At 74.6% G+C, this 23,472-nt stretch carries 25 protein-coding genes; 10 read left to right on the top strand and 15 right to left on the bottom strand.

All coding sequences use genetic code 11. The annotated features are described in order from the left end of the window. Nucleotides 1-94 precede the first annotated feature (94 nt). The 6 genes from mce to ACI79O_RS16870 all read left to right on the top strand — a co-directional run bounded on the left by mce (nucleotide 95) and on the right by ACI79O_RS16870 (nucleotide 6,173). Nucleotides 95-547 (top strand): methylmalonyl-CoA epimerase, encoded by a 453-nt coding sequence (gene mce, locus ACI79O_RS16895; RefSeq protein ID WP_456890600.1) that lies wholly within the window; start codon nucleotides 95-97, stop codon nucleotides 545-547. Between the two features lie 112 nt (nucleotides 548-659). Further along, nucleotides 660-1,991, top strand: coding sequence for a crotonyl-CoA carboxylase/reductase (ccrA, locus tag ACI79O_RS16890; RefSeq protein ID WP_456914705.1), 1,332 nt, complete (start codon nucleotides 660-662; stop codon nucleotides 1,989-1,991). A gap of 138 nt (nucleotides 1,992-2,129) precedes the next feature. After that, the gene (locus ACI79O_RS16885; RefSeq protein ID WP_456890598.1) at nucleotides 2,130-3,542 is read left to right on the top strand and encodes a hypothetical protein; all 1,413 of its coding nucleotides are present in this window, start codon (nucleotides 2,130-2,132) and stop codon (nucleotides 3,540-3,542) included. Between the two features lie 50 nt (nucleotides 3,543-3,592). Continuing rightward, complete coding sequence (locus ACI79O_RS16880; RefSeq protein ID WP_456914704.1) at nucleotides 3,593-4,519, top strand: hypothetical protein; 927 nt, start codon at nucleotides 3,593-3,595, stop codon at nucleotides 4,517-4,519. Between the two features lie 110 nt (nucleotides 4,520-4,629). Beyond that, nucleotides 4,630-5,499: a DUF4397 domain-containing protein gene (locus tag ACI79O_RS16875; protein WP_456914703.1), complete on the top strand. Its 870-nt coding sequence runs from the start codon at nucleotides 4,630-4,632 to the stop codon at nucleotides 5,497-5,499. Further along, nucleotides 5,496-6,173 carry a class F sortase gene (locus ACI79O_RS16870; RefSeq protein ID WP_456890595.1) on the top strand — a complete coding sequence of 226 codons (678 nt, stop codon included), beginning with the start codon at nucleotides 5,496-5,498 and terminating at the stop codon, nucleotides 6,171-6,173. The genes ACI79O_RS16875 and ACI79O_RS16870 overlap by 4 nt, the downstream gene beginning before the upstream one ends. Before the next feature lie 19 nt (nucleotides 6,174-6,192). Here ACI79O_RS16870 and ACI79O_RS16865 read toward each other — a convergent pair whose 3' ends face one another. The 3 genes from ACI79O_RS16865 to nucS all read right to left on the bottom strand — a co-directional run bounded on the left by ACI79O_RS16865 (nucleotide 6,193) and on the right by nucS (nucleotide 9,034). Further along, nucleotides 6,193-6,399, bottom strand: coding sequence for a hypothetical protein (locus ACI79O_RS16865; RefSeq protein ID WP_456890594.1), 207 nt, complete (start codon nucleotides 6,397-6,399; stop codon nucleotides 6,193-6,195). A 106-nt stretch (nucleotides 6,400-6,505) separates the two neighbouring features. Beyond that, nucleotides 6,506-8,287, bottom strand: a complete 1,782-nt coding sequence (locus tag ACI79O_RS16860) for a 3-hydroxyacyl-CoA dehydrogenase family protein (RefSeq protein WP_456890593.1) — start codon at nucleotides 8,285-8,287, stop codon at nucleotides 6,506-6,508. 75 nt (nucleotides 8,288-8,362) lie between these two features. Next, nucleotides 8,363-9,034 carry an endonuclease NucS gene (gene nucS, locus ACI79O_RS16855; protein ID WP_456873734.1) on the bottom strand — a complete coding sequence of 224 codons (672 nt, stop codon included), beginning with the start codon at nucleotides 9,032-9,034 and terminating at the stop codon, nucleotides 8,363-8,365. Between the two features lie 65 nt (nucleotides 9,035-9,099). Between nucS and ACI79O_RS16850 the strand changes: the two genes are divergently transcribed. Then, nucleotides 9,100-9,936 (top strand): hypothetical protein, encoded by an 837-nt coding sequence (locus tag ACI79O_RS16850; protein WP_456914702.1) that lies wholly within the window; start codon nucleotides 9,100-9,102, stop codon nucleotides 9,934-9,936. Nucleotide 9,937: 1 nt separating this feature from the next. On the opposite strand, the gene ACI79O_RS16845 is transcribed toward ACI79O_RS16850, so the two are convergent. After that, a complete protein-coding gene (locus ACI79O_RS16845) occupies nucleotides 9,938-10,711 on the bottom strand; it encodes an enoyl-CoA hydratase-related protein (RefSeq protein WP_456914701.1) in 774 nt (257 codons plus the stop codon). Between ACI79O_RS16845 and ACI79O_RS16840 the strand changes: the two genes are divergently transcribed. Next, complete coding sequence (locus tag ACI79O_RS16840; protein ID WP_456914700.1) at nucleotides 10,712-11,494, top strand: YqjF family protein; 783 nt, start codon at nucleotides 10,712-10,714, stop codon at nucleotides 11,492-11,494. On the opposite strand, the gene ACI79O_RS16835 is transcribed toward ACI79O_RS16840, so the two are convergent. After that, a complete protein-coding gene (locus ACI79O_RS16835; protein ID WP_456914699.1) occupies nucleotides 11,491-13,509 on the bottom strand; it encodes a protein meaA in 2,019 nt (672 codons plus the stop codon). The two genes, ACI79O_RS16840 and ACI79O_RS16835, sit on opposite strands and share 4 nt — an antisense overlap. Nucleotides 13,510-13,634: 125 nt before the next feature. On the opposite strand from ACI79O_RS16835, the gene ACI79O_RS16830 reads away from it, so the two are divergent. Continuing rightward, entirely contained in the window at nucleotides 13,635-13,967 is a 333-nt protein-coding gene (locus tag ACI79O_RS16830; protein WP_456873739.1) for a hypothetical protein, read from the top strand. Here ACI79O_RS16830 and murA read toward each other — a convergent pair whose 3' ends face one another. After that, a complete protein-coding gene (gene murA, locus ACI79O_RS16825; RefSeq protein WP_456890588.1) occupies nucleotides 13,968-15,248 on the bottom strand; it encodes a UDP-N-acetylglucosamine 1-carboxyvinyltransferase in 1,281 nt (426 codons plus the stop codon). A gap of 59 nt (nucleotides 15,249-15,307) precedes the next feature. Here murA and ACI79O_RS16820 point away from each other — a divergent pair, with 59 nt between their 5' ends. Continuing rightward, nucleotides 15,308-15,910 (top strand): cob(I)yrinic acid a,c-diamide adenosyltransferase, encoded by a 603-nt coding sequence (locus ACI79O_RS16820; protein WP_456890587.1) that lies wholly within the window; start codon nucleotides 15,308-15,310, stop codon nucleotides 15,908-15,910. Here ACI79O_RS16820 and ACI79O_RS16815 read toward each other — a convergent pair. The 9 genes from ACI79O_RS16815 to atpE all read right to left on the bottom strand — a co-directional run bounded on the left by ACI79O_RS16815 (nucleotide 15,907) and on the right by atpE (nucleotide 23,380). Further along, nucleotides 15,907-16,308, bottom strand: coding sequence for a DUF2550 domain-containing protein (locus tag ACI79O_RS16815; RefSeq protein WP_456890586.1), 402 nt, complete (start codon nucleotides 16,306-16,308; stop codon nucleotides 15,907-15,909). The two genes, ACI79O_RS16820 and ACI79O_RS16815, sit on opposite strands and share 4 nt — an antisense overlap. Before the next feature lie 31 nt (nucleotides 16,309-16,339). Beyond that, complete coding sequence (locus ACI79O_RS16810; RefSeq protein WP_456873743.1) at nucleotides 16,340-16,729, bottom strand: F0F1 ATP synthase subunit epsilon; 390 nt, start codon at nucleotides 16,727-16,729, stop codon at nucleotides 16,340-16,342. A gap of 186 nt (nucleotides 16,730-16,915) precedes the next feature. After that, nucleotides 16,916-17,128 carry a hypothetical protein gene (locus ACI79O_RS16805; protein ID WP_456890585.1) on the bottom strand — a complete coding sequence of 71 codons (213 nt, stop codon included), beginning with the start codon at nucleotides 17,126-17,128 and terminating at the stop codon, nucleotides 16,916-16,918. A 360-nt stretch (nucleotides 17,129-17,488) separates the two neighbouring features. Continuing rightward, the gene (gene atpD / locus ACI79O_RS16800; protein ID WP_456890584.1) at nucleotides 17,489-18,925 is read right to left on the bottom strand and encodes a F0F1 ATP synthase subunit beta; all 1,437 of its coding nucleotides are present in this window, start codon (nucleotides 18,923-18,925) and stop codon (nucleotides 17,489-17,491) included. 84 nt (nucleotides 18,926-19,009) lie between these two features. Then, nucleotides 19,010-19,954 carry a F0F1 ATP synthase subunit gamma gene (locus tag ACI79O_RS16795; RefSeq protein WP_456890583.1) on the bottom strand — a complete coding sequence of 315 codons (945 nt, stop codon included), beginning with the start codon at nucleotides 19,952-19,954 and terminating at the stop codon, nucleotides 19,010-19,012. A gap of 1 nt (nucleotide 19,955) precedes the next feature. Then, nucleotides 19,956-21,644: a F0F1 ATP synthase subunit alpha gene (gene atpA, locus ACI79O_RS16790; protein ID WP_456914698.1), complete on the bottom strand. Its 1,689-nt coding sequence runs from the start codon at nucleotides 21,642-21,644 to the stop codon at nucleotides 19,956-19,958. A 59-nt stretch (nucleotides 21,645-21,703) separates the two neighbouring features. Then, nucleotides 21,704-22,522 (bottom strand): F0F1 ATP synthase subunit delta, encoded by an 819-nt coding sequence (locus tag ACI79O_RS16785; RefSeq protein ID WP_456890581.1) that lies wholly within the window; start codon nucleotides 22,520-22,522, stop codon nucleotides 21,704-21,706. Next, entirely contained in the window at nucleotides 22,522-23,103 is a 582-nt protein-coding gene (locus tag ACI79O_RS16780) for a F0F1 ATP synthase subunit B (protein WP_456890580.1), read from the bottom strand. Before ACI79O_RS16780 ends, ACI79O_RS16785 begins: the two co-directional genes overlap by 1 nt. A 49-nt stretch (nucleotides 23,104-23,152) precedes the next feature. Further along, nucleotides 23,153-23,380, bottom strand: coding sequence for an ATP synthase F0 subunit C (gene atpE / locus ACI79O_RS16775; RefSeq protein ID WP_029432783.1), 228 nt, complete (start codon nucleotides 23,378-23,380; stop codon nucleotides 23,153-23,155). Nucleotides 23,381-23,472: the final 92 nt, after the last annotated feature.

Genomic DNA, 23,472 nt, shown 5'->3' with positions numbered 1-23,472 from the left:
GGGCCGACCGGCACCCCGGACGGCTCGGCCCGCCGCGGCGTGATCCCCGACACACTGGTGAGTCGTCTCAGACGTCTTGCGCCAAGATGACCCGATGACCGACGCCGCGACGGGTCTGCCCGCCGAGCTGTTCACCACCGTCGACCACGTCGGGATCGCCGTCCCCGACCTCGACGAGGCGATCGCCTTCTACGCGAGGACCTTCGGCGTCCGGTCGGTGCACGAGGAGACCAACGAGGAGCAGGGCGTCCGCGAGGCGATGCTCGCCGTCGGCAGCGGGGAGACCCGGATCCAGCTGCTCGCCCCGCTCACCCCGGAGTCGACGATCGCGAAGTTCATCGGCCGCTCCGGGCCCGGCCTGCAGCAGCTCGCCTTCCGCGTCGACGACGTCGAGGCGGCCGGCGCCACGCTGCGGGAGCGCGGCCTGCGGTTGCTCTACGACGTCCCGAGGCGCGGGACGTCGGGCAGCCGGGTCAACTTCGTGCACCCCAAGGACGCCGGCGGCGTCCTCGTCGAGCTCGTCGAGCCCGCCCGCACCGCCTCCTGAGCCCCCGGGCTCCGGGGCGCGTCCCCGGGTCGCCCGGCCCCGGCGGTTACCGGCCGGTAACCTGCCGCCGCACCCCCTCCGCTCCGAGCCGACCAAGACCCGGGAGTAGCACGTGGACGCGATCAGGGACGCCATCCTCGCCGACCAGCTCAGCGACATCGGCGGGCTGCCGGTGCCGGAGTCCTACCGGGCGGTCGTCGTCCGCAAGGACGAGCAGGAGATGTTCGCCGGGATGCCGACCAAGGAGAAGGACCCGCGCAAGTCGCTGCACGTCGAGGAGGTGCCCACCCCCGAGCTCGGCCCGGGCGAGGCGGTGGTGGCGGTGATGGCGTCGTCGGTGAACTACAACACCGTCTGGACGTCGATCTTCGAGCCGGTCTCCACCTTCGGGTTCCTCGAGCGCTACGGCCGCCAGAACCCGCTCACCAAGCGGCACGACCTGCCCTACCACGTCGTCGGCTCCGACCTGGCCGGCGTCGTGCTGCGGGTGGGCCCGGGCGTGAACAAGTGGAAGCCCGGCGACGAGGTCGTGGCGCACTGCCTGTCGGTGGAGCTGGAGGACCCGGCCGGCCACGGCGACACGATGATGGACCCCCAGCAGCGCATCTGGGGGTTCGAGACCAACTTCGGCGGCCTGGCCGAGCTGGCGCTGGTCAAGAGCAACCAGCTCATGCCCAAGCCACGGCACCTGTCCTGGGAGGAGGCGGCCGCCCCCGGGCTGGTCAACTCCACCGCCTACCGCCAGCTCGTCTCCCGCAACGGCGCCGGCATGAAGCAGGGCGACGTCGTGCTGGTCTGGGGCGCCTCCGGCGGGCTGGGCTCCTACGCCACCCAGATGGCGCTCAACGGCGGCGCGATCCCCGTCTGCGTGGTCTCCAGCCCGGAGAAGGCCGACATCGTCCGGACGATGGGCGCCGAGCTGGTCATCGACCGCTCCGCCGAGGGCTACCGGTTCTGGAAGGACGAGGACACCCAGGACCCCAGGGAGTGGCAGCGGTTCGGCAAGCGCATCCGCGAGCTGACCGGCGGCGACGACGTCGACATCGTCTTCGAGCACCCCGGCCGGGAGACCTTCGGCGCGAGCGTCTACGTCGCCAAGAAGGGCGGCACGATCGTCACCTGCGCCTCCACCAGCGGGTACATGCACTCCTACGACAACCGCTACCTGTGGATGAACCTCAAGCGGATCGTCGGGTCGCACTTCGCCAACTACAAGGAGGCGTGGGAGGCCAACCGGCTCATCGACCGGGGCCTGGTCCACCCGACCCTGTCGCGGACCTACGCGATGGAGGACGTGGGCCAGGCGGCCTACGACGTCCACCACAACCTGCACCAGGGCAAGGTCGGCGTGCTCACCCTCGCCCCGCAGGAGGGCCTGGGTGTCAAGGACGCCGAGAAGCGGGAACGGCACCTGAGCGCGATCAACCGCTTCCGCGGCGTGTGAACCCGCCGGTGGTCCGGGCCGGGTGATCGGCCCGGACCACCGCGGAGCGCCCGGGGAGGGGCCGCCCGCCGGGCGGGGCGCGGTCCGGTGCCCGACCGACGTCCTGACGACACTCCCGGACTCTGCGAGGATGGCGGCATGAGCGATCCCCGCCGCGACCTGCTGCCGATGCGCGAGGCGCAGCACTCGTTCGACGTGGTGCTGCGGGGTTACGACCGCCACCAGGTGGCCGAGACCATCGAACGCCTCGAGGCCGACATCCGGGTCGCCATGGCCGACCGGGACGCCGCCGTGGGCCGCTCGGCCGACCTCGCCGGCCAGCTGTCGGCGATGCACGCGGAGATCGAGCAGCTGCGCCGCAAGGCCGCCACCTCCGGCCCGGCCACCTTCGAGAACATGAGCGAGCGGATCTCGCACATGCTCCGGCTGGCCGAGGAGGAGGCCGCGGACATCCGCGCCGCCGCCGAGCAGGAGGCCCGCGCGCTGCGCGAGCAGACCGCCGCCGAGGAGCGGGCGATGCTCGAGCGGCACGCCGCCGGGCAGGCCGAGGTGGAGCGGATGCTCACCGAGGCCCGCCAGAACGCCGAGCAGATCGCCAGCAAGGCGCAGATCCGCGCCGACGAGCTGGTCGCCAAGGCACAGGAGAAGGTCGCCCGCCTCGAGGCCGAGTCCCAGGCCCGCCGGACCAAGGTGGAGGAGGACTTCGAGATCGCCCAGCGCGCCCGCCGGATGGAGGCCGCGCGCGCCGAGGAGGAGCGGGAGCGCGCCTCGGTCCAGGCCGCGCAGCAGCGGGTCGCCGCGGCCGAGGCGCACGCCGCCCGCGTCGTCGGCGAGGCCGAGGCCTCGGCCGCCGCCGTCCGCCGGGTGCGCGACGAGCTGACCGCCCGCCTCACCGAGGCCCGCCGGGTGCTCTCCGCCCTGCCCGACCTCGGCGACCGGCCGCAGCCGCGTCCCGCGGCGCCGCAGCAGGGCCAGGGTGGCCAGCAGGGTCAGCCGCAGCAGGGCCAGCCCCAGCAGGGGCAGGCTCCCCAGCCGGCCCAGGCACCGCGCCCCGGGGCGACCGAGGAGGTGCGGCTGCCGCGCCGTGAGCCCGGCGGGCCGCAGACCGCCGTCCAGCCGGTCGCCGGGCCGCAGACGGCGATGCAGCCCGCCGTCGGTCCGCAGACGGCCGTGCAGCCGGCCGTGGGGCCGCAGACCGGCGGGCAGCCGGGCGCACCGCGACCGGCTCCGCACGCGCGCACCGTCGACACACCGGTCCAGGGGGTCGGGGAGGCCGCGGCCGCCCGCCAGCCCACCCGGTCGTCCTCGCCCTCCACGCTGCCGGCGGTGCAGCAGCCCGAGTCCGTCTCGACGGAGCGGACGCAGCAGATCCGCCCGGTCCACGCCAGCGGTCAGGAGGAGGACCGGCAGGCCGGCGGCTCCAGCCGTGTGGCCGAGCCCGGCCGGCCGGCCGAGGGCGCGCCCCCCGCGGGGGACGCGCCGACCAGGGTCCAGCCGGCCGTCACCCCGCAGGACACCGGCGGCCAGCCGGCCGTCCCCGGGCGCCGCTGACCCCGCATCCCCCGCGCGCGGGGGATGCCGCGACAGGGTAGGCACGACACGTGCCTGACACCGCCGGACCGGGGAGCCCCGGTGCGGCGGGCGGGCCGCGCCACGCCGCCCCCGCCGACGCCCCCGCCGCGGCCCTCACCCACCTCGGCCACCGGGCCCGGCACCGCGACCGGTCCTCGCTGCGGCGACCGCTCGTCCGCGGCGGCCTCCTGGCCCTCGTGCTGGCCGTCCTCGCCACCGCAGTGGTCCTGCTGCCGCGGCTGACCGGGGACGGCGGTACGGCCGCCGGGACGGGCGACCCGGCGACCGGGACCGCCACGCCGGCGGACTGGCTCCCGGCCGCCCTCCCGCCGTCGGCGGACCTGGCCGCCTCCACCGCCGTCCGCGAGGAGCTCATCGCCGGCGGGGTGCCGCCCGGCCGGCTCCGCGCGGCCGGGAGCGCCGTCCCGCCCGGTGCCCTGCTGGCGGTCGTCGGCCCCGCGCCCCCGGGCTCCCGGGTCGTCGCCCGCTTCGACCGGCCCGGCGACGACGACCTCCTGGTGGTCGACCCGCGGCCCGTCGAGCCCACGGCCGAGCAACGCGAGCGGCGGCGGTCGCTGGCCGCGGCCCTGCTGGCCAACCCGACCACCGGCGCGGACCCCGCCGTCGCGGCCGTCCTGCGCTCCGGGGAGGTGGACCTGCGGGTGCTGAGCCTCCTGGCCGGCCTCGCCGCGGGCGAGGGGGTCGGCATCGCCGCCCTCCCGGCCCTGCCGGGCGAGGAGGACGCCGGGACGCCGGCCCGGCGGGTGCTGATCGACGCCTTCGGCGGTGCGCCGGTGCCGGCCGACCCGGCGGGGACCGACCGGCTGCGCGCCTGGCTGGACGCCCAGTTGCCGCCGCTGCGTCCCGACGACGTGCAGGTGACCGCCGACGGCGTCCTGGTCTCCTTCCACCACGTCTCCGATCCCGACGGCCTGGTCGCCGGCGCCGTCGGCTGACGGCACGCCCGGCGGACCCCCGGCGTGCGCGTCCGGCGGGCGCGGGGTACACGTGAGTGACGCCCCGGCCGCGCTGCGACGCGACCGGGACCGCACACGGGGAGGAACGAGTGACGAGGACCAGCCGCGTCCTGGTGGTGACGGCGCTGGCGGCCGCGGTGAGTGGGCTGCCCCTGGCAACGGCGACGGCGGACGAGGGCGGCCTGCTGCGGCTGGCGCACCTGTCCCCCGACACCCCCGCGGTCGACGTGTACGTCGACTCGGTCGCCGACCCCGCCGCCGGGCAGGTCTTCCCGGCGGTCGGCTACGGCACGGTGTCGGAGTACCAGAGCGTCCCGGCCGGCACCTACGCCGTCAGCATGCGGGCCGCGGGCGCCGACCCGGACACCCCACCGGTGCTGTCGACGACCGTCGAGGTGGAAGCCGACAGCGCCCGCACGGTCGCCGGCGTCGGCCCGTTCGCCGACCTCGGGCTGGAGGTCCTCGAGGACGACCTGACGCCGCCGGCATCCGGGGCGGCCCGGCTGCGGGTCCTCGCCGCCGCGGCGAGCGCGCCCGCCCTCGCCGTCGGGGTGCCCGGCGGGCCGTCGCTGGCCGGCGACCTCGCCTTCGCCGACACCAGCGGCTACGTCGACGTGCCCGCCGGCCCCACGGGCATCGGGGTCACCCCGGAGGGCGGGCAGCCGGCCGAGCTGCCGGTCGAGCTGGCCGCGGGGTCGGTCTACAGCGTGCTGGTGCTCGACCGGTCCGGCGGCGGGCTGACCGTGCGGGCCGTGCGCGACGCCGCGGGGACCGCCGTCGTCCCGGCCGGCGGCGTGGAGGCCGGCGCGGGCGGCGCGGCGCAGCCGGACGGGGTGTCGCTGCCCGTCGCCCTGACCACCGCAGGCGCAGCGCTGGCCGCCGGCGCGGGGGTGTGTCTCGCGACGGCGCGGCGCCCGGCCGGTCGCCCGCGGCACGCCGCCACCTCCCGGAGCCGGTGACGCTCCCGGCCCGCCACCGGGCTCCCCAGCGCGGGACCCGGTACCGCACGCCGCACCGGCGCAGGAGCCCGCTGCTGCCCGTGGTCCTGACCGTGCTCGCCCTGGGCGCCGTGACGGTCGCACTGCTCGTGCCCGGCTCGTCTGCCCCGGCGGCGGAGGCATCGGGCGCGACGGCGCCCGCGGCGTCGGTCCCCGGACCGGTGGTGCTCGCCGCCCAGCCGACGGCACCGGCCACGGTCCCCGTCCGGGTGCGGGTACCGGCGGCCGGCGTCGACAGCGCCCTGGTGGAGCTGGGCCTCGACCCCGCCGGCGCGCTGGCGGTGCCGGCCGACCCCTCCCTGGCCGGCTGGTACGCCGCCGGCCCGGTCCCCGGCGAGGTCGGGCCCGCGGTGCTGGCCGGGCACGTCGACTCCGCCCGGGGGCCGGCCGTGTTCGCCCACCTCGCCGGGATCGAGCCCGGTGACGAGGTGCTCGTCGACCGCTCCGACGGCACCACCGTCCGCTTCGCGGTGACCCGCGTCGAGCGGCACTCCAAGGGCGCGTTCCCGACCGAGGAGGTCTACGGGCCGACCCCCGACGCCCAGCTGCGGCTGGTGACCTGCGGCGGGGCCTTCGACCGGTCGCGGGGCAGCTACGAGGACAACGTCGTCGTCTTCGCGACCCTGGTGAGCTGAGGACCTGAGCCGGGCGCCGTCACCGACGGCGGTCGCGGGCGCGCCAGCAGGCGGTGTGCCAGTGCCGGCGCCGGTCGGCCGCGGAGTCGGTGTCCCAGGGGTCGAGGTCGGAGTCGCGCGCGAAGGCCGGCCAGGTCACCAGGTGCGGCGTCCCGGGCCGGACCTCCTGGTCGCAGCCCGGGCAGCGGTAGGGCTTGGTGCTCGCCGCGCCGGTCAGGGACCGCACGACCCAGTCGCCGTCGGCGGCCTCCTCGACCGGGTCGGACCGGGGTGCCAGCGGGGGGCGGCCCGACGGCCGCCCCCCGCTGCCGCGTCGTCCCCGTCGGGGCACCTCAGCGGCCGGAGTAGTCCCGGAAGCCCCGGCCGGTCTTGCGGCCGAGGTACCCGGCGGTGACCAGGTGCTCGAGCAGCGGCGCCGGCGCGAAGCCGGGCTCGCGGAACTCGGTGTAGAGCTCCCGCTCGATCGCCAGCGACACGTCCAGGCCGACGACGTCGAGCAGCTCGAACGGGCCCATCGGGTAGCCGCAGCCGACCTTCATCGCGGCGTCGATGTCGTCGGCGGTCGCGTAGTGCGCCTGGAGCATCTTCACCGCGTCGTTGAGGTAGGGGAACAGCAGCGCGTTGACGATGAACCCGGCGCGGTCGGTGCAGGAGACCGCGTGCTTGCCCAGCTGCGCGCAGACCGCGTGCGCGGTGGCCGCGACGTCGGGGGCGGTGGCGATCGTGCTGACCACCTCCACCAGCTTCATCACCGGCGCGGGGTTGAAGAAGTGCAGGCCGACGACGTCACCGGGGCGCTCGCTGGCCTTGGCGCACTCGATCACCGGCAGGCTGGAGGTCGTCGTCGCGAGGACGGCGCCGGGCTTGGCGATCTCCCCCAGCGCGGCGAACAGCGCCTGCTTGACCGGCAGCGACTCGACGACGGCCTCGACGACCAGGTCGCGGTCGGCGAGCTCGTCCAGCGACGTCGTCCCGCGGACCCGGCCCAGCACCTCGTCGCGGCCGGCCTCGTCGAGGCGCCCGCGGGCCACCTGCTTGTCCAGCGACCGGCGCAGCGCCGTCAGCACCGCCTCGACCTTCTCCGGCGAGCGGGCCTGGAACAGCACGTCGTAGCCGCCCTTGGCGACGACCTCGACGATGCCGGTGGCCATCGTGCCCGAGCCGACGACGCCGACCAGTGACACCGGCCGGGCGCCCTCGGCGGCACCGCCGGCCCGCGGGGTGTGTTCGTCGGGGACGACCTCGGCGGAGCCCGGGGCGGCGTAGGTGTAGAAGCCGCGGCCGGACTTCCGGCCCAGCAGGCCCGCGGTCATCATCTGCTTGATGATCGGGCTGGGCGCGTGCAGCCGGTCGCGCGACTGCTTGTACATCGTGTCGAGGATCTCGTATGCGGTGTCGATGCCGATGAGGTCCATCAGCGCCAGCGGCCCCATCGGCAGGCCGCAGCCCAGCCGCATGGCGGCGTCGATGTCCTCGCGGCTGGCGTAGCGGTTCTCGTACATGGCGACCGCGTGGTTGAGGTAGCCGAACAGCAGCGCGTTGGCGATGAAGCCGGCCTTGTCGCCGATGGTGACGTCGACCTTGCCCAGCCGGGCGGCGAGGGCCTCGACGTCCTCGATGACCGCGGGCTCGGTGACCACCGTGCGCACGACCTCGACCAGCTTCATGACCGGCGCCGGGTTGAAGAAGTGCATGCCGATGACCTTGCTCGGCCGGCCGGTGGCCACCGACAGCTCGGTCACCGACAGGCTCGAGGTGTTGGTCGCCAGGATGGTGTCGGGCGGGCAGATCTTGTCCAGCTTCGCGAACAGCTCGGTCTTGAGCTCCATCCGCTCGGGGACGGCCTCGACGACCAGCTCGGCCTGGGACAGGTCCTCCAGCGCGGTGCTGAAGCGGATCCGCCCGATGATGGCGTCGCGGTCGGCGGGCTCGAGCTTGCCGCGCGCGACGGCCTTGCCGGTGGACTGCTCGACGTGGGCCCGGCCGCGCTCGAGGGCCTGCTCGTCGACCTCGACGGCGGTCACCGACAGGCCCGCGCGGGCCATGACCTCGGCGATGCCCGCACCCATGGTGCCCAGGCCCACCACGCCGACCTCGGTCAGTTCTCTGGCCACGCTGCCATCCCTCCACGACGCTGACCGGGGCAGTGTCGCACCCGCGGAGCCCCGCGGCGGCGGTGGGTGCCGGGCCTAGAACAGCCGCTGGGTGGGGTCGTCGGTGCCCTTGAGGACGGCGTAGTCGACGGTCACGCAGTCGATGCCGCGGTCCTGGGCGAGCACCCGCGCCTGCGGCCTGATCTCCTGCGCGGCGAAGACCCCCTTGACCGGGGCGAGCAGCGGGTCGCGGTTGAGCAGCTCGAGGTAGCGGGTCAGCTGCTCCACGCCGTCGATCTCCCCGCGCCGCTTGACCTCGACGGCCACCGTCGCGCCGTCGGCGTCGCGGCACAGCAGGTCGACCGGGCCGATCGCGGTCGGGTACTCCCGGCGGACCAGCTGCCAGCCGGTGCCGAACGTCTCCACGTGCAGCGCCAGCAGCCGCTGCAGCTCGGCCTCCACGCCGTCCTTCTGCAGGCCCGGGTCGACGCCGAGGTCGTGCGAGGAGTCGTGCTCGACCGCCTCGATGGTGATGACCAGCTGCTCGCCGGCCTTGTTGGTGACCGTCCAGGTGCCCGCCCCGTCGACCAGCTCGTCCTCCAACCTGCAGGGAGGACTCATCCAGTTGAGCGGCTTGTAGGCGCGGTCGTCGGCGTGCACCGAGACCGAGCCGTCGGCCTTGACCAGCAGCAGCCGGGTGGCGAGGGGCAGGTGGGCGGTCAGCCGCCCGATGTAGTCGACCGAGCAGCGGGCGATGACCAGACGCACGGGCGCCGACGGTACCGGTCCGGTCACGACGGGAACCGCCGAGGACGGCCGGGCGTGCCAGGACCGTGACGACGACGTGGGCGGTGCGTGCGGCGTCCCTGCTGGCCGGGGCGCTGGTCCTGACCGCGTGCGCGGAGGGCGGTGGCGACCCCGGCGCGCCGGCGTCCCCGGGCCCCCTGCCCGCCGGGCTGGTCCTGCAGGTCGCCCACACCGGCGGGTTCACCACGCCGGAGGAGCTGGCCACCCGGCTGCCGCTGGTCAGCGTCTACGGCGACGGCCGGGTGCTGACCCAGGGCCCGCAGATCGCGATCTGGCCGGCGCCCGCGCTGCCGAACGTGCAGGTGGCCAGGGTCGACGAGGCGACCGTCCGTGACCTCGTCGACCGCGCGGTCGAGGCGGGCGTCACGGGGTCCGGCGACCTCGGCGAGCCGCCGCTGGCCGACGCGGCGACCACCCGCTTCACGCTCGTGACGGCCGAGGGCACGTCCGTGCGGGAGGTGTACGCCCTCGCGGAGACCCCCGACGACACCGTGACCGACGAGCAGGCCGAGGCCCGTGGCCGGTTGCAGGACCTGGCCGACGAGCTCACCGGCCTGGGCGGTGGTGCGACGGAGACCTACGAGCCGCAGACGGTGGCCGCCGTCGTGCAGCCGTACACCGGCGGCGACCCCGAGCTGCCGCAGCCCGAGGTCGCCTGGCCCGGCCCCGACCTGCCCGGCACCCCGCTCGGCGCCGGGCTGACCTGCGTGAGCGCCACCGGGCAGCAGGCGGCCGACCTGCTGGCCGCGGCGGCCTCGGCCACCGTGCTCACCCCGTGGGTGACCGCCGACGGCAGCCGCTGGTCGGTCGCGTTCCGGCCGGTGCTGCCGCACGAGTCCGGCTGCGCCGACCTGGCTCCCTGACTCAGTCCGTCCAGACCGCCGGGCGCTTCTCGAGGAAGGAGCGCATGCCCTCGCGGGCGCCCTCGATCTGGCTGGCCGCGGCCATGACCTCGACAGCGGTGGAGTAGGCGTCGCGCTCGGGCCGGTCGAGCTGGGCGTACAGCGTCTGCTTGCCCCACGCCTTGCTCGCCCGCGACCCGCGGGTGGCCCGGGCCACCAGGTCGTCGACGGCGGCGTCGAGCCCGGCGTCGGGCACCACCCGGTTGACCAGCCCCCAGTCCAGCGCGGTCCGGGCGTCGATGACGTCGCCGGTGAGCGCCAGCTCCATCGCCCGCTTGCGGCCGACGTTGCGGGCGATCGCGACCATCGGCGTGTGGCAGAACCAGCCGCCCTTGCCGCCGGGTGCGGCGAAGCCGGCCGACTCCGCGGCGACGGCGAGGTCGCAGGAGGCGACCAGCTGACAGCCGGCGGCGGTGGCCAGCGCGTGCACCCGGGCGACGACGACCTGCGGCACCTGCTCGAGGGTCTGCATGAGCTCGGTGCACAGCGCCAGCAGGCTGCGCACCTCGGGCAGCGGGGCGTCGAGGACGTCGCGGAAGTCGTGGCCGGCGCTGAACACCGGCCCCTCCGCGCCGAGCACGATCCCGGCGGCGTCGCTCTCCCCCACCTCCGTCACCGCGGCGAGCAACTGCTGCAGGTGGTCGCGGGACAGCGCGTTGCGGCGCTGCGGCCGGCACATCGTGATGCGGACGACGTCCCCGTCGCGCTCGACGCGGGGGGCACCCTCGGCGGTCATGTGAGCGACCTCACCACGACCGGGTCGCCCCGGGCAACGTGGCTGGGGAGGCTGGAGGGCGTGCTGCCCGAGCCGGTCACCGACACCGCGCCGCGCGGCGCGGGGCGGACCCTGTTCACCCAGGGCTGGCGCGACGTCGCGTTCGTGCACTGGGCGGTCGACCCGGCCGTCGTCGCCCCGCTGCTGCCGCCGGGCACCCGGCCCGACGTGCACGCGGGGTCGAGCTGGGTCGGCCTGGTGCCCTTCCGGATGCGGCGCATCGGCGTCCTCGGCTCGCCGGGGCTGCCGTGGGTCGGCTCGTTCCTCGAGACCAACGTGCGGCTGTACTCGGTCGACGACCGGGGCCGCCGCGGCGTCGTCTTCCGGTCCCTCGACGCCGACCGGCTGCTGCCCGTCCTGGTGGCCCGGGCGGCGGGACTGCCCTACCTGTGGTCGCGGATGCGGATCGCCCGCGACGGCGACCGGATCACCTACTCCTCGCACCGGCGCTGGCCCGGCCCGCGCGGGGCCGGGGGGCGGATCGAGGTCCGCGTGGGCGAGCGGCTCACCGACCCCGGCCCGCTCGAGCGCTTCCTCACCGGCCGGTGGGGGCTGCACCAGACCGCGCGCGGCCGGACGGTCTACTGGCCCAACGAGCACCCCGCCTGGCCGCTGCACCGCGCCGAGCTGCTGGCCTGGGACGGCGACCTGCTGGCCGCGGCCGGCCCGCCCGGCGTCGGCGGCCCGCCGGACAGCGTGCTGTTCTCCCCCGGCGTCGACGTGCGCTTCGGCCCGCGCTCCTAGGCCGGCGCGGGCACCCGCTCGTCGAGGCCGTGCGCGTCCCGGATGACGTCGACGACCTGGCCCATGATGTCGGTGAGCCCGAAGTCCTTCGGCGTGAACACCCGGGCCACGCCCTGTTCGCGCAGCCGGCGGGCGTCACCGTCGGGGATGATCCCGCCGACGACGACCGGCACGTCGTCGAGCCCGGCCTCCCGCAGCCCGCGCAGCACCGCCGGGACGACCTGCAGGTGCGAACCGGACAGCACCGACAGCCCGACGACGTGCACGTCCTCCTCGACCGCGGCCGAGACGATCTGTGCGGGTGTGAGCCGGATGCCCTGGTAGACCACCTCGAAGCCGGCGTCGCGCGCGCGCACGGCGATCTGCTCGGCGCCGTTGGAGTGCCCGTCGAGGCCGGGCTTGCCCACCAGGAACCGCAGCCGGCCGCCGAGCTCCTCCCCGGTGGCCCGCACCCGCTCGCGGACCGCCACCAGCGTGTCGTCGGCCTCGCCGCCGCCGGTGGCCGCCGCCACGCCGGTGGGCGCGCGGTACTCGCCGAACGCCTCGCGCAGCACGCCGGCCCACTCCCCCGTCGTCACCCCGGCGCGGGCGCACTCCAGGGTCGCCGCCATCAGGTTCTCGTCGGTGCCCGCGGCCGCCCGCAGCCGGTCGAGGGCCCGCCGCACCGGCTCGGGGTCCCGCCCGGCGCGCCAGGCGCGCACCGCCTCCTGGGCCGCGGCCTCGACGGCCGGGTCCACGACCTGGATCGCGGTGTCGAGGTCGGCCAGCAGCGGGTTGGGTTCGGTGGCCTCGAAGCGGTTGACGCCGACGACGACGTCCTCGCCGCTCTCCATCCGGCGGCGCCGCTCGGCCAGCGAGGCGACCAGCTGCCCCTTCATGTAGCCGGACTCGACGGCGGCCACGGCGCCGCCCATCTCCTGCACCCGCGCGATCTCGGCGCGCGCCCCGTCGACGAGCTCGGCGACCTTCCGCTCGACGACCACCGACCCGGTGAACAGGTCCTCGTACTCGAGCAGGTCGGTCTCGTAGGCCAGCACCTGCTGCAGCCGCAGCGACCACTGCTGGTCCCAGGGCCGGGGCAGGCCCAGCGCCTCGTTCCACGCCGGCAGCTGCACCGCGCGGGCGCGGGCGTCCCGGGACAGGGTGACCGCCAGCATCTCCAGCACGATCCGCTGGACGTTGTTCTCCGGCTGCGCCTCGGTCAGGCCGAGCGAGTTGACCTGGACGCCGTAGCGGAACCGGCGGTGCCGGGGGTCCTGCACGCCGTAGCGCTCCCGGGTCAGCTCGTCCCAGAGCCGGGTGAACGCCCGCATCTTGCACATCTCCTCGACGAAGCGGACGCCCGCGTTGACGAAGAAGGACATGCGCGCGACGACCTCGCCGAAGCGCTCCGGCGGCACCTGGCCGGAGTCGCGCACGGAGTCGAGGACCGCGATCGCGGTGCTCATCGCGTAGGCGATCTCCTGCACCGGCGTCGCGCCGGCCTCCTGCAGGTGGTAGCTGCAGATGTTGATCGGGTTCCACCGCGGCATCGCCGTCACGGTGTAGGCGACCATGTCGGTGATCAGCCGCATGGAGGGCCCGGGCGGGAACACGTAGGTCCCCCGCGACAGGTACTCCTTGATGATGTCGTTCTGCGTCGTCCCCGCCAGCGCCGCGACGTCGTGGCCGTGCTCCTCGGCGACCGCCTGGTAGAGCGCCAGCAGCCACATCGCGGTGGCGTTGATCGTCATCGACGTGTTCATCCCGTCGAGCGGGATGCCGTCGAAGAGCGCCCGCATGTCGCCGATGTGCGTCACCGGGACGCCGACCTTGCCGACCTCACCGACGGCGAGCTCGTCGTCGGGGTCGTAGCCGGTCTGGGTCGGCAGGTCGAAGGCGACCGACAGCCCGGTCTGTCCCTTCGCCAGGTTGCGCCGGTACAGCGAGTTGGACTCGGCCGGCGACGAGTGCCCGGCGTAGGTGCGCATGACCCAGGGGCGGTCGCGCTCGTCCGGTGACGAGGGGAACGGCATGCCAGCGGAGTGTAAGGGGACCTACTGGCCGGTAACAGCACCGGCCGGAGGCCCCGGCGGTGGCACACTCGATCGTGTGCGACCGGGCCGCGAGGGTCCGGCACCGATCGCCGAGGGAGGCCGGGATGCTGCAGCCGGGCAGTCTCAGCTACATCGCCGGGCCCGTCGTCGCGATCGTGGTCATGGTGCTGCTGGTGCTGTTCATGCGCTGGGCGTTCGGGGGCAGCTCCACGGGCGGGATGCGCCGCCGGCGGCCGACGCCGTCGGACGACGGCCTGCTCACCCGCGTGGCCACCCTCTCCCGCCGGGAGTCGGCGCTGGCGCTGCGAGCGGTGCTCTCCGACGCCGGCATCCGCTCGACGATCCGCTGCCCCGAGGCACACCGGGCCGACGTGCTGGTGTTCCGCGAGGACGCCGCCCGCGCCCGCGAGCTGGCCGCGTCCTTCCCCGCCGCCTAGTCAGTCCGGGCGCTCGACCCGCTCGACCTGCGCGCCGAGACCGCGCAGCAGCTCGACGAAGTCGGGGTAGCCGCGGTCGACGTGGTGCACGTCCTGCACCTCGGTCACCCCGTCGGTGAGCAGCCCGGCCAGCACCAGCCCGGCACCGGCGCGGATGTCGGTGGCCAGCACCGGGGCGCTGGAGAGCCGCTCGCGGCCGCGCACCACGGCGTGGTGGCCGTCGGTGCGCACGTCGGCGCCGAGCCGCACCAGCTCGTTGACGAACATGAACCGGCCCTCGAACACGTTCTCGGTGACCAGCGCCGTCCCGGTCGAGACCGCGGCCAGGGCGACCGCCATCGGCTGCAGGTCGGTGGGGAACCCGGGGAAGGGCAGCGTGACGACGTCGACCGCGCGCGGCCGCTCCTCCATGGCCACGCGGATGCCGTCGGGGACCACCTCGACCGTGGCGCCGGCGCTGACCAGCTTGTCCAGCGGGACGGCGAGGTGCTCGGCCACCGCGCGCTCGACGACGACGTCGCCGCGGGTCATGACCGCACCGATCGCCCAGGTCCCGGCCACGATCCGGTCGGGCACGGTGCTGTAGGCGACCGGTGCCAGCGCCGTGACGCCCTCGACGGTGAGCGTGGACGACCCCGCTCCCTCGATGCGCGCCCCCATCGCGGTGAGCATCGAGCTGATGTCGACGATCTCCGGCTCCCGCGCCGCGTTGTCGATGACGGTGGTGCCCTCGGCGAGCACGGCGGCCATGAGCAGGTTCTCCGTGGCCCCGACCGACGGGAAGTCCAGCCAGATCGAGGTGCCCCGCAGCCGCGGCGCGCTGGCGACCAGGAAGCCGTGCTCGCTGTGGATCGAGGCGCCGAGCCGCTCCAGCCCGGAGATGTGCATGTCCAGCCCGCGCGAGCCGATCGCGTCCCCGCCGGGCAGGGCCACCCGGGCGCTGCCGCAGCGGGCGACCAGCGGGCCGAGCACGCTGATCGAGGCGCGCATCTTGCGGACCAGGTCGTAGTCGGTCTCGGTGGACGGGGCCTCGGGCACGTCGACGACGACCCGGCCGCCGCCGCCGGCCTCACCCGAGCGCTCGTAACCGACGCCGCAGCCCAGCCGGCGCAGGACCTCGCTCATGATGGCGACGTCGAGGATGTCGGGGACCTCGTCGATGGTCGTCCGCCCCGGGGCCAGCAGTGCTGCGGCCATGAGCTTCAGGGCGCTGTTCTTCGCCCCCGTGACGCGGACCCGGCCCTTGAGCGGCGTGCCGCCGGTCACCTCGAAGCACTGCACCGGGTCACCCTACGGCGGGCGTGCGACCCGCCTCCGCCCACCGCCTAGGCTCGGTCGCCATGACGGTCCGGCTCACCCGCATCTACACGAAGACCGGTGACGCCGGCCAGACGCACCTGGGCGACATGAGCCGGGTCGCGAAGACCGACCCGCGACTGGTCGCCTACGCCGACGTCGACGAGGCCAACAGCGTGCTCGGCGTGGCGCTGGCACTGGGGTCGCCGTCGCCGGAACTGGTCGAGCTGCTGCGCAGCGTGCAGAACGACCTGTTCGACGTCGGAGCCGACCTCTCGACGCCGGTCGTCCCGGACCCCGCTCACCCGCCGCTGCGGGTGACCGCCGCCTACACCGAGCGGCTGGAGGCGGCCTGCGACGCGCACAACGAGGCGCTGCCGGCGCTGACCAGCTTCGTGCTGCCCGGCGGCACCGCCCTCGCGGCGCTGCTGCACCAGGCGCGGGTGGTGGTGCGGCGGGCCGAGCGCAGCGTCTGGGCGCTGGTGGCCGCCGACGGCGAGCGGACCAACCCCGAGACGGCGCGCTACCTCAACCGGCTCTCGGACCTGCTGTTCATCCTCGCCCGCGAGGCCAACCCGGACGGCGACGTGCTCTGGGAGCCCGGCGCACACAGCGGCGTGCACGCCCAGCGGGCCGCCCGCGGCTAGTGGACCGGCGGGGCCGACTCCACCCAGGACAGGAAGCCGGTCACCGTCGAGGGGTCCATGGCCAGCTCCCGGGGCCCGCTGCCGGTCTCGCAGGTGAGGACGACGGCGTCGTCGGGCAGGGCGACGTCGTCCCGGCCGGCGGCGCGGCGGCCGGCCACGCGGAACTCGGTCCGGCACAGCCGCTGCTGCGGGCGCACCGACAGCGACAGCGCGCGGTACCAGAGCAGCGCGTCCCCGCCGTACCAGGCGACCCCCACCGACCAGCGGGAGCTGCCCAGCGGGCGCAGCCACATGGGAACCGCGCCCAGGCCCATCAGGAGCAGGCGGCGGCGCAGCAGGAACCCGACCACCAGGGCGAGGACCAGCGCCGCGGCGAGGAGCAGGAGGGCGGTGGTCACCGGCGGGCGGTGCGGGCTCGGTCCGGTGGGGTCAGACGGCCTGGCCGGCGGCCCGCAGGCGGGACTGGGCCCGGCGCGCGGCGGCCAGGGCGTCGGGGTCGTCGCCCGCCTGCTCGGCGCGGCTCAGCGCCGCGCGGGCGCGCTCGACGTCGATCTCGGAGCTGATCTCGGCGTTCTCCGCGAGGATGGACACCCCCTGCGGGGTCACCGAGAGGAAACCGCCGTGGGCGGCGGCGACGACGTCCTGGCCGTCGGCGCTGCGGATGGTGACGACGCCGCCGGGCGCCAGCTCGCCGAGCAGCGGGGCGTGACCGGGCAGCACACCGATCTCGCCCTCGGTGGTGCGGGCGATGACCATGCTGGCCTCACCGGACCAGATCGTCCGCTCGACGGCCACCAACTCGACCTGCAGGGTCGCCACGACACTCCTCCGGGTCCACCGACGCTGCGGTGCTGGGACGCCGGCCGGGCGGGCACGGCGACGGACCTGCCCACTCTAGCCGCGTGATCCCGGGGCACCCGGTGCGGGCCGGGTGAGCTGCTGGAACGGCCACCCTCCAGGGGCCCGCGCCGAGCTCGCGAGGCGTGGGGGCAGGGTGGTCTTCCCTCAGGCGGCCCGGCGGTAGAGGAGGGTCCAGCGGCCCACACGGACCCACGGGTGGCGGACCGTGGAGGCCGGTGCCCACTCCTCGGTGTCGTAGCGGATGTCGGTCACGTGCGAGACGGGTGCCGACGGCGGCCAGGTCCACCCGGGATCGGGCGTACACACCGTGGGCCCGGCCACCGCGCTCTGGGTGCTCGCCCCGTCCAGCCAGTCCATCGTCTCTCCCGCGCTGCGCGACCGGTCCCTCCGGGCGCCATCTGCTCGATCGGCAGAGAGGCTCCCGCGCTTGAGGGTGCGTCCGCCAGGGTCGTGCCCACGCTTCACCCGTTGTGAACCACCGGATGGGGCACTCCCTGGCCGGTCCCGACGCTGCGTAGGCGCACGCACGCGGAACGGCCCGCGCAGGTCTCGGATGGGTAACGGTGCCGTCCTGCCGGCACCCCGCGGACCCGGGAGAACGCGACGGCCGGGCACCCCCGCGAGGGGTGCCCGGCCGTCACTGTCGTTCTGTGGAACGGCCACCCTTCAGGGCCCCGCGCCGAGCCTGCGAGGCGTGGGGGGAAGGGTGGTCCTTGCTCACCCGCGCTTGAGCTTCTCGGCGTTGCGCTCGAGGTCCTCGAGGCCACCGCACATGAAGAACGCCTGCTCGGGCACGTGGTCGTAGTTGCCCTCGGTGAGCGCCCGGAAGGCCTCGAGGGTCTCCGACAGCGGCACGAACGAGCCGGGCTGACCGGTGAAGGCCTCGGCCACGAACATGTTCTGCGAGAGGAACCGCTCGATCCGCCGCGCGCGCTGCACGGTGACCTTGTCCTCCTCGGAGAGCTCGTCGATGCCGAGGATCGCGATGATGTCCTGCAGCTCCTGGTAGCGCTGCAGGATCTGCTTGACGGTCTGGGCGACCTGGTAGTGCTCCTGCCCGACGTACTGCGGGTCGAGGATCCGGCTGGTGGAGTCCAGCGGGTCGACGGCCGGGTAGATGCCCTTCTCCGAGATCGGCCGGGAGAGCACCGTCGTCGCGTCGAGGTGGGCGAAGGTGGTGTGCGGCGCCGGGTCGGTGATGTCGTCGGCGGGCACGTAGATGGCCTGCAGCGAGGTGATCGAGTGACCCCGCGTCGAGGTGATCCGCTCCTGCAGCTCGCCCATCTCGTCGGCGAGGGTCGGCTGGTAACCCACGGCGGAGGGCATGCGGCCCAGCAGCGTGGAGACCTCGGACCCGGCCTGGGTGAACCGGAAGATGTTGTCGATGAAGAGCAGCACGTCCTGGTTCTGCTCGTCGCGGAAGTACTCCGCCATCGTCAGCGCCGACAGGGCGACCCGCAGCCGGGTGCCCGGCGGCTCGTCCATCTGACCGAACACCAGCGCGGTCGAGTCGATGACGCCGGACTCGGTCATCTCGGTGATGAGGTCGTTGCCCTCGCGGGTGCGCTCGCCGACGCCGGCGAACACCGACACGCCACCGAACTCCTGGGCGACGCGGCGGATCATCTCCTGGATCAGCACGGTCTTGCCCACGCCGGCACCGCCGAACAGGCCGATCTTCCCGCCGGCCACGTACGGGGTGAGCAGGTCGATGACCTTGATGCCGGTCTCGAGCAGCTCGGTGCGGCCCTCGAGCTGGTCGAAGCGCGGCGCGTGCCGGTGGATCGACCAGTGCGGGGCGTCGGCACCGTGACCGGGGGCGTCCAGGCAGTCGCCGAGGGCGTTGAACACGTGGCCCTTGGTGACGTCACCGACCGGGACGCTGATCGGGGCGCCGGTGTCGCGGACGTCGGCACCGCGGACCAGGCCGTCGGTGGGCTGCATGGAGATGGTGCGGACCACGTTGTCACCCAGGTGCTGGGCGACCTCGAGGGTCAGCGTCTTGCCCAGGTCGGCCAGGGTGACGTCGACGTGCAGGGCGTTGAACAGGTCCGGGATCGCGTCGCGCGGGAACTCGACGTCGACGACCGGGCCGGTGACCCGGACGACGCGGCCGGTCGTCTGGGTGGTCGGACGGTCCTCGGTGACGGTCATGGGGGTGCTCTCCTGCCCTTCGGGCCTCGGTGGTCTCGCAGTCCAGTGTCCTCCGCCCCCGGTGGGGGCGGAGGACGGTGGGGGTCAGTCGTCGGCGCCGGCGCTGACCAGCGCGTCGGCGCCGCCGACGATCTCGCTGATCTCCTGGGTGATCTCCGCCTGCCGCGCCTGGTTGGCCTGGCGGGAGAGGTTCTTGGCCAGCTCCTCGGCGTTGTCCGAGGCCGACTTCATCGCCCGCCGGCGCGACGCCGACTCCGAGGCAGCCGCCTCGAGCAGGGCCGCGTAGATGCGGGTGGTGACGTACTTGGGCAGCAGCGAGTCGAGCAGCGCGTCGGCCGAGGGCTCGAACTCGTAGGACGTCGGCACGCCGGAGGGGCCGACGCCCGTGCCGTCCCCGGAGTCCTCGTCCTCCCGCTGGAGCTCCTCGGTGTCGACCGGTGCCAGCCGCCGGGCGACCGGCACCTGGCTCAGCAGCGACACGAACTCCGTGTAGACGATGTGCACCTCGTCCACCGCCCCGCTGCGGTCGGCGTCCTCGCCGGGGGCGAAGACGTCGATCAGCGCCCGGCCGACCTCCTGCGCGTCGGAGTAGGCCGGCTGCTCGGAGAACCCGGTGAAGGTCTCCTCGACCGGGCGGTCGCGGAAGGAGTAGTAGGTCTCCCCCTTGCGACCGACGACGTAGAGCACCGGCTCCTTGCCCTGCTGGCGCAGGGTGCCGAGCAGCTCCTCGGTGCGGCGCAGCACGTTCACGTTGTACGAGCCGGCGAACCCGCGGTCGGAGGTGACCACCAGGACCGCCGCCCGCCGGGTGCCGGTCCGCTCGTTGAGCAGCGGGTGCTCCAGCGACGCCGACGACGCCAGCGCCGACAGCACGCGGGTGATCTCGCGGGCGTAGGGCTTGGAGGCCTCCACCCGGGCCTGGGCGCGCACGATGCGGGCGCCGGCGATCAGCTCCTGGGCCGAGAAGATCTTCTTCGTCGACTGGGTGGAGCGGATCCGGCGCCGCAGCGCGCGGAGCGAACCGGCCACGTCAGGCCCGCTTCGCCGTCGAGGCGCCCTGGGTGGTGGCGCCGCCCTGGGTGGTGGCCCCGCCCTGGGTGGTGGCCCCGCCCTGGGTGGTACCGCCGCCCTGGGCGGTGGAGACGCCCTCGTCGTCGCCGGTCAGCGAGCTGCCGTCCGACGTCGTGAACTGGCCGTAGAACGCCGTGACGGCGCGCTCGAGGCTGTTGACGGCGTCGTCCCCGAGGGCCCGCGAGGTGCGGATCTCGTCGAAGACGCCGGTCTCGCTGCGGCCCACGTAGTCGAGGAACTCCGACTCGAAGCGCCGGACGTCGCCGACCGGGACGCGGTCGAGCTTGCCGGTGGTGCCCAGCCACAGCGAGACGACCTCGCGCTCGACCGGGTAGGGCTGGTACTGGCCCTGCTTGAGCAGCTCGACCAGCCGCTGACCGCGGTCGAGGGTGGCCCGGCTGGAGGCGTCGAGGTCCGACGAGAAGGAGGCGAAGGCCTCGAGCTCGCGGTACTGGGCGAGGTCGAGGCGCAGTCGCCCGGCGACGGACTTCATCGCCTTGATCTGCGCCGAACCGCCGACCCGGGACACCGAGATGCCGACGTTGATGGCAGGGCGGACACCGGAGTTGAACAGACCCGTCTCGAGGAAGATCTGCCCGTCGGTGATCGAGATGACGTTGGTCGGGATGTAGGCCGACACGTCGTTGCCCTTGGTCTCGATGAGCGGCAGCCCCGTCATCGACCCGGCGCCGAGCTCGTCGGAGAGCTTGGCGCAGCGCTCCAGCAGCCGGGAGTGGAGGTAGAAGACGTCGCCGGGGTAGGCCTCGCGGCCCGGCGGGCGGCGCAGCAGCAGCGAGACGGCGCGGTAGGCCTCGGCCTGCTTGGACAGGTCGTCGAACACGATCAGGACGTGCTTGCCCTCGTACATCCAGTGCTGGCCGATGGCCGAGCCGGTGTAGGGGGCGATGTACTTGAAGCCGGCCGACTCCGACGCCGGGGCGGCGACGATGGTCGTGTACTCCATCGCGCCGGCCTCCTCGAGGGAGGCGCGGATCGCCGCGATCGTCGAGCCCTTCTGGCCCACCGCGACGTAGATGCAGCGCACCTGCTGCGCCGGGTCGCCGGTGGCCCAGGCCTGCTTCTGGTTGATGATCGTGTCGGTGACGATCGCGGTCTTGCCGGTCTGCCGGTCGCCGATGACCAGCTGGCGCTGACCGCGGCCGATGGGGGTCATCGCGTCGATGGCCTTGATGCCGGTCTGCAGCGGCTCGTGCACCGACTGGCGCTGCACCACGGTGGGGGCCTGCAGCTCGAGGGCGCGGCGGCCGGTGGTGGCGATCGGGCCCGCGCCGTCGATCGGGTTGCCCAGCGGGTCGACCACGCGGCCGAGGTAGCCGTCGCCCACCGGCACGGACAGGACCTCGCCCGTGCGGCGGACCTGCTGGCCCTCCTCGATGCCGGCGAAGTCACCCAGGATGACGACACCGACCTCGCGCACGTCGAGGTTCAGGGCCAGTCCGCGGACGCCGCTCTCGAACTCGAGCAGCTCGTTGGTCATGACCGAGGGCAGGCCCTCGACCCGGGCGATGCCGTCGCCGGCCTCGGTGACGATCCCGACCTCTTCCCGGGAGACGTCCGGGGAGAACTCGGTGACGTAGTTCTGGATGGCACTGCGGATCTCGTCTGCGGAGATCGTCAGCTCGGCCATGGGTCGCGTCCTCTTCCCTGCTGAGGTGGTGCTGGTGGTCTGGGTGGGCGGGCGCCGGGTCAGCCGGTGAGCCGGCGGCCGGCGGCCTCGAGCCGGTTGGCGATGCTGCCGTCGATGACCTCGTCACCGACGCGGACGACGAGACCGCCGAGCACCGCCGGGTCGACGGTCACCTGCAGCCCCATGGTCCGGCCGTAGATCCGGCCGAGCACGGTCTGCAGCCGCTGCTCCTGCGCGGTGGTCAGCGGCACCGCCGTCGTGACGTGGGCGACCGACCGGCCACGGCGGGCCGACGCCGACGCCGAGAGGCGCTCGACCCGGTTCTCCGCGTTGCCCACGTGCCGCGCGGTGAGCGAGTTCCGCAGCAGCAGCTCGGAGACCGGGCTGACCCGGCCCGACAGCAGCCGGTCGAGCAGCGCGGTCTTGCCGGCGACCGGCGCGCGGTCGTCGGAGAGGATGCGCGACAGCTCCGGGTCGCCGGCGACGATCCGGCCGAACCGGAACAGCTCGTCCTCGACGCCCTCGAGCTCGCCGCGTGCCTCCGCGGCGTCCAGCCCCGCCTCGGTCGCGAGGACCTCCACGGCCTCGACGAGGTCGAGCGGCCGCGACCAGCGCTGCCGGGCGACGGTCTCGACCAGGTCGACGGTCGCCTCGGAGACCCGGCCGCCGAGGATCCGGCGGGTCACGCCGGCCCGGTCGACCGGCTTCACCGACGCGTCCGACAGCGCGCGGCGCAGCGAGACCTGGCCGTCGAGCAGCCGCGCGACGGCGAACAGCTCCTCGGCCAGGGCCAGCAGTCCCGGGCCGGCGGCACCGCGGGTCGTCGCCGCCAGGCGCTCCCGGCTGACCGCGAGCGCCTCCCGGCTGGAGGCGTCCATCAGCGGTCCGACCCGGGGACGAACACGGTGCTGCCGGTCCGGCCGTCGGAGGCGCCGCCGGCGCTCATGCCGTCGAGCTGGTCGAGGAAGCGGTCGACGGTCCCGCGGCGGCGGGCCTCGTCCTCGAGGGACTCGCCGACCACCCGGCCGGCCAGGTCGACGGCGAGCGCGCCGAGCTCACCGCGCAGCTGGTTGACCACCGACTGGCGGTTGGCGGCCAGCTGCTCCTCGCCGCGGGCGACGATCCTCGCGGACTCCTCCTGCGCCTGGGTCCGCAGCTCCTCGAGGATCTGCTGGCCCTCGGCGCGGGCCTGGTCGCGGATCTGCGCGGCCTCGGTCCGGGCCTCGGCCAGCTGGGCGCGGTACTGCTCCAGCGCGGCCTTCGCCTCGGCCTGCATGGCCTCGGCGCGCTCGATGCCGCCCTCGATCGCCTCGCGGCGGGCCCGGAAGACCTGCTCGAAGCGCGGCGCGATGAACCGGAAGAAGACCAGCAGCACGATCGCGAAGGCGATCAGGCCGATGATGATCTCACCCAGCGGCGGCAGCAGCGGGTTGGCACTCTCCGCAGCGAGGATGCTCATGGTCTCAGTGTCCCTGTCTGAGTCGGTGACCCGTGCCTGGAGCTACGGATCAGGTGCCGAAGACGAAGGGGACGACGAAGCCGATCAGCGCGAGCGCCTCGGAGAGGGCGAACCCGAGGAAGGCGTAGGTACGGGTCAGACCGGCCGACTCGGGCTGCCGGGCGGTGGCCTGGATGTAGGCGGCCCACACGATGCCGACGCCGATGCCCGGGCCGATGGCGGCGAGGCCGTAGCCCACGGAGCCGATGCTGCCGGTCAGCTCAGCGAGAAGATCCATGACGGGGTGTTCCTCCTGTGTCGTCGCCCGGTGTCCGCCGGGCGGCTTGCGGGGGTCGTGCGGGTGGTGCGGTCCGGGTGGTGCGGGTCAGG

The sequence above is a fragment of the Geodermatophilus sp. SYSU D00696 genome, from assembly GCF_054050235.1.
This window is presented reverse-complemented; position numbering and strand designations above follow the sequence as displayed.

Bases quoted from the DNA above. Each gene is read 5' to 3' on its own strand.
- mce (WP_456890600.1), top strand. From the start codon at position 95: ATGACCGACGCCGCGACGGGTCTGCCCGCCGAGCTGTTCACCACCGTC.
- ACI79O_RS16885 (WP_456890598.1), top strand. From the start codon at position 2,130: ATGAGCGATCCCCGCCGCGACCTGCTGCCGATGCGCGAGGCGCAGCAC.
- ACI79O_RS16845 (WP_456914701.1), bottom strand. From the start codon at position 10,711: ATGACCGCCGAGGGTGCCCCCCGCGTCGAGCGCGACGGGGACGTCGTC.
- ACI79O_RS16835 (WP_456914699.1), bottom strand. From the start codon at position 13,509: ATGCCGTTCCCCTCGTCACCGGACGAGCGCGACCGCCCCTGGGTCATG.
- ACI79O_RS16830 (WP_456873739.1), top strand. From the start codon at position 13,635: ATGCTGCAGCCGGGCAGTCTCAGCTACATCGCCGGGCCCGTCGTCGCG.
- ACI79O_RS16820 (WP_456890587.1), top strand. From the start codon at position 15,308: ATGACGGTCCGGCTCACCCGCATCTACACGAAGACCGGTGACGCCGGC.
- ACI79O_RS16805 (WP_456890585.1), bottom strand. From the start codon at position 17,128: ATGGACTGGCTGGACGGGGCGAGCACCCAGAGCGCGGTGGCCGGGCCC.
- atpD (WP_456890584.1), bottom strand. From the start codon at position 18,925: ATGACCGTCACCGAGGACCGTCCGACCACCCAGACGACCGGCCGCGTC.
- atpA (WP_456914698.1), bottom strand. From the start codon at position 21,644: ATGGCCGAGCTGACGATCTCCGCAGACGAGATCCGCAGTGCCATCCAG.
- ACI79O_RS16785 (WP_456890581.1), bottom strand. From the start codon at position 22,522: ATGGACGCCTCCAGCCGGGAGGCGCTCGCGGTCAGCCGGGAGCGCCTG.
- ACI79O_RS16780 (WP_456890580.1), bottom strand. From the start codon at position 23,103: ATGAGCATCCTCGCTGCGGAGAGTGCCAACCCGCTGCTGCCGCCGCTG.
- atpE (WP_029432783.1), bottom strand. From the start codon at position 23,380: ATGGATCTTCTCGCTGAGCTGACCGGCAGCATCGGCTCCGTGGGCTAC.